The sequence below is a fragment of the Roseateles sp. genome (assembly GCF_036404855.1).
In the GTDB taxonomy this organism is placed as follows: Bacteria; Pseudomonadota; Gammaproteobacteria; order Burkholderiales; family Burkholderiaceae_C; genus Pelomonas.
The window spans coordinates 1-3437 of the sequence record NZ_DASWYS010000150.1; the positions used below are offsets into that span (position 1 = coordinate 1).

3 protein-coding genes are annotated in these 3437 nt (G+C 64.7%); all 3 read left to right on the plus strand.

The features are described from left to right. Positions 1-697: chromosomal replication initiator protein DnaA (locus VGF12_RS09900; RefSeq protein WP_331175867.1), on the plus strand; the 697-nt coding region annotated here is incomplete at its 5' end. Between the two features lie 474 nt (positions 698-1171). Further along, positions 1172-2272: a DNA polymerase III subunit beta gene (gene dnaN, locus VGF12_RS09905; protein ID WP_213602240.1), complete on the plus strand. Its 1101-nt coding sequence runs from the start codon at positions 1172-1174 to the stop codon at positions 2270-2272. 199 nt (positions 2273-2471) lie between these two features. Beyond that, positions 2472-3437 (plus strand): DNA replication/repair protein RecF (recF, locus tag VGF12_RS09910; protein ID WP_331175868.1); only part of this gene is annotated, 966 nt, incomplete at its 3' end.

Here is a 3437-nt window from a genome sequence, read left to right on the forward strand (position 1 = left end):
CATCCAGTTCTTCGCCGGCAAGGACCGCACGCAGGAGGAGTTCTTCCATACCTTCAACGCGCTGTTCGACGGCCGCCAGCAGATCATCCTGACCTGCGACCGCTATCCGCGCGAAGTGGAAGGCCTGGAGCCGCGGCTGAAGTCGCGCCTGGCTTGGGGCCTGAGCGTGGCGATCGATCCGCCGGACTTCGAGACGCGCGCGGCGATCGTGTTGGCCAAGGCGCACGAGCGAGGTGCGCAGATCCCCGACGATGTCGCGTTCCTGCTGGCCAAGAAGATGCGCAGCAACGTGCGCGACCTGGAAGGCGCGCTCAACACGCTGGCCGCACGCGCCAACTTCACCGGACGCGCCATCACCACCGAGTTCGCGCAGGAGACCCTGCGCGACCTGCTGCGCGCGCAGCAGCAGGCCATCAGCATCCCCAATATCCAGAAGACCGTGGCAGACTACTATGGTCTGCAAATCAAGGACCTGCTGTCCAAGCGGCGCACGCGTTCACTCGCGCGCCCGCGACAGGTAGCGATGGCCTTGGCCAAGGAACTGACCGAACACAGCCTGCCTGAAATCGGCGACGCGTTTGCCGGCCGTGACCACACGACCGTGCTGCACGCCTGCCGACAGATCCGCACCCTCATGGAGACGGACGGCAAGCTGCGTGAGGACTGGGACAAGCTGATCCGGAAACTCAGCGAGTAAGCCGACCGACCGTATCGGGCCGAGCTATCCGCGAGTCGCCGGACGGTGTTTCACCTCTCCAGGCAAGGCATGTGATGGTGCGGTGCGCGCAGTTCTCATCGCGCCGTGCCTGCGGTGATCATGTACCGGACCAGTAGGGTTCGCAGGTGATCGCAGCGCCATCTCATGTCGCCAGCAGAACCGCGCTGCCCAACCCGGAGCGCACTGTAGGCAAGCGTTTGGGGAAGGGCAACGCATAACATCGTGGGCAACCGGGCGCACGATCTGTGGATAAGATGTGCGTGTTTTCAGCCCTCAAAGTTGTCCACAGGATCCAGCACAGCTACAGCCGACCCTGTCCACCGGGTTGGAAGAAGAAAAAACAAAACGAATTCATGGGGTTAGGTAGGTTTTCCCGGCTTTTCAGGCCTACCACCACCACCAGCTTTTAAGCTTTTAGTCTTAAAAATCCAAAGCGAAGGGGCTCCAACACTCATGCGTTTCAGTCTGCAGCGCGAAGCTTTCCTCAAACCCTTGGCCCAGGTGGTCAACGTGGTCGAACGCCGGCAGACGCTGCCGGTCCTGGCGAATTTCCTGGTGCAGGTGCAGAACGGTCAGCTCTCGCTGACGGGCACGGACCTGGAAGTCGAGATGATTTCGCGTGTCGCGGTCGACGACGCGCAGGACGGTGAGACGACGATTCCTGCCCGCAAGCTGTTCGACATCATTCGCGCCCTGCCCGATGGCAGCAAAGTCACCGTCAGCCAGACGGGCGACAAGGTCACCGTGCAGGCCGGCCGCAGCCGTTTCACGTTGGCCACGCTGCCCGCCAACGATTTCCCGTCGGTGGACGAGGTCGAGGCCACCGAGCGCATCGAAGTGCCGGAAGCAACGCTGAAGGAACTGATCGAGCGCACCTCGTTCGCCATGGCCCAGCAGGACGTGCGCTACTACCTCAACGGCCTGCTGTTCGACCTGAGTGAGCGCACCCTGCGTTGCGTGGCGACCGACGGCCACCGTCTGGCGATGTGCGAGTCGCAGCTGGAAGGCGCACCCGTCGGCAAGCGGCAGATCATCGTGCCGCGCAAGGGCGTGACCGAGCTGCAGCGCCTGCTGGAAGGCGGCGACCGCGCGCTGGAGCTGGAAGTCGGCCGAAGCCACATCCGGGTGAAGCGCGACGATGTCACTTTCACCTCCAAACTGATCGACGGCCGTTTCCCGGATTACGCGGCGGTGATTCCGATCGGTGCCGATCGCGAAGTGCAGCTGGATCGTGAAGTGCTGCGGGCGGCGCTACAGCGTGCCGCGATCCTGTCGAACGAGAAGTACCGCGGCGTCCGCGTGGAAGTTTCGCCGGGCCAGTTGAAGATCAGCGCCCACAATCCCGAGCAGGAAGAGGCACAGGAAGAGATCGAGGCCGAGACCAAGGTCGACGGCCTGGCGATCGGCTTCAACGTGAACTACCTGCTGGATGCGCTGTCCGCCCTGCGCGACGAGCACATCGTCCTGCAGCTGCGCGACGCCAACTCCTCCGCCCTGGTCCGCGAAGCCAGCAGCGAGAAGTCCCGGCACGTTGTGATGCCGCTGCGTCTCTGACCTGTCTGTTCCACGTGGAACACGATGCATCGCCCGGCTCAAGCCGGGCGATGTCGTTTGGGCTCCACGAGAATCAGGCGGCCATGGCCCGGGACACCTCACACGCTAGAATTTGATCCATGACGCTGCTGCTTACCTGCCCTTTTCCCGCCCCGGTCCATGACAGCCCGCGCCCCCTGTCCTGCGCGAGGCGTCTCCCATGCAGGTAACCCGACTGGAAGCCAGCGGGCTGCGGCGTTTTCCGCAGGTTTTCCTGATACCGGAAGCCGGGCTCAACTTGATCACCGGTGACAACGGGGCCGGCAAGACCAGCCTGCTGGAGGCCCTGCATCTGATGGCGTATGGCCGGAGTTTCCGGGGCCGTGTGCGGGACGGGCTGGTGCGGACGGGCGCAGAGGCGGTCGAGGTCTTCGTCGAGTGGCGAGAATCGAGCCAGGGACGGCATCGCCGAGCAGGCTTGCGGCACAGTGGCCAAGCATGGACGGGCAGGCTGGATGGCGAGAACGTCGGGCAGTTGGGGGATCTCTGTGCCGCCTTGGCCGTCGTCAGCTTCGAGCCTGGCAGCCACGCGCTGGTGACTGGCGGGGGCGAACCGCGCCGCCGATTCATGGATTGGGGCTTGTTCCACGTGGAACAGGGTCGTGAAGGGGGCTTTCTCCCCTTGTGGCGGCGGTATGCGCGCGCGTTGAAACAACGGAACAGCCTGCTCAAGGCGGGCATTGCGGGTGCTCAGCTGGATGCGTGGGACCACGAACTTGCGGAGGCCGGTGAGCCCCTGACCAGCCACCGCCAACGCTATCTGGACGCGCTCCAGGGCGATCTGGCTGATGTGGTCCGTGAACTTGCCCCGTCGCTCGGGGCTGCCACTCTCCAATTCCAGCCGGGATGGCGGCGTCATGAGCTTTCACTGGCGGATGCGTTGCTGCTGTCCCGCGACCGGGACCGTGCCGCCGGCTACACGACGGTCGGGCCACACCGGGCGGACTGGCGCATCGACTACTCCACCCTGCCTCAGCGGGAGACCCTGTCGCGCGGCCAGGCCAAGCTGACCGCCCTCTCCTGCCTGCTGGCGCAGGCGCAGGACTTCGCCCGCCGTCGTGGCGAATGGCCGGTCATGGCACTCGACGATCTCGCGTCAGAACTCGACCGGCACCACCAGCGCCGG

Bases quoted from the DNA above. Each gene is read 5' to 3' on its own strand.
- dnaN (WP_213602240.1), top strand. From the start codon at position 1,172: ATGCGTTTCAGTCTGCAGCGCGAAGCTTTCCTCAAACCCTTGGCCCAG.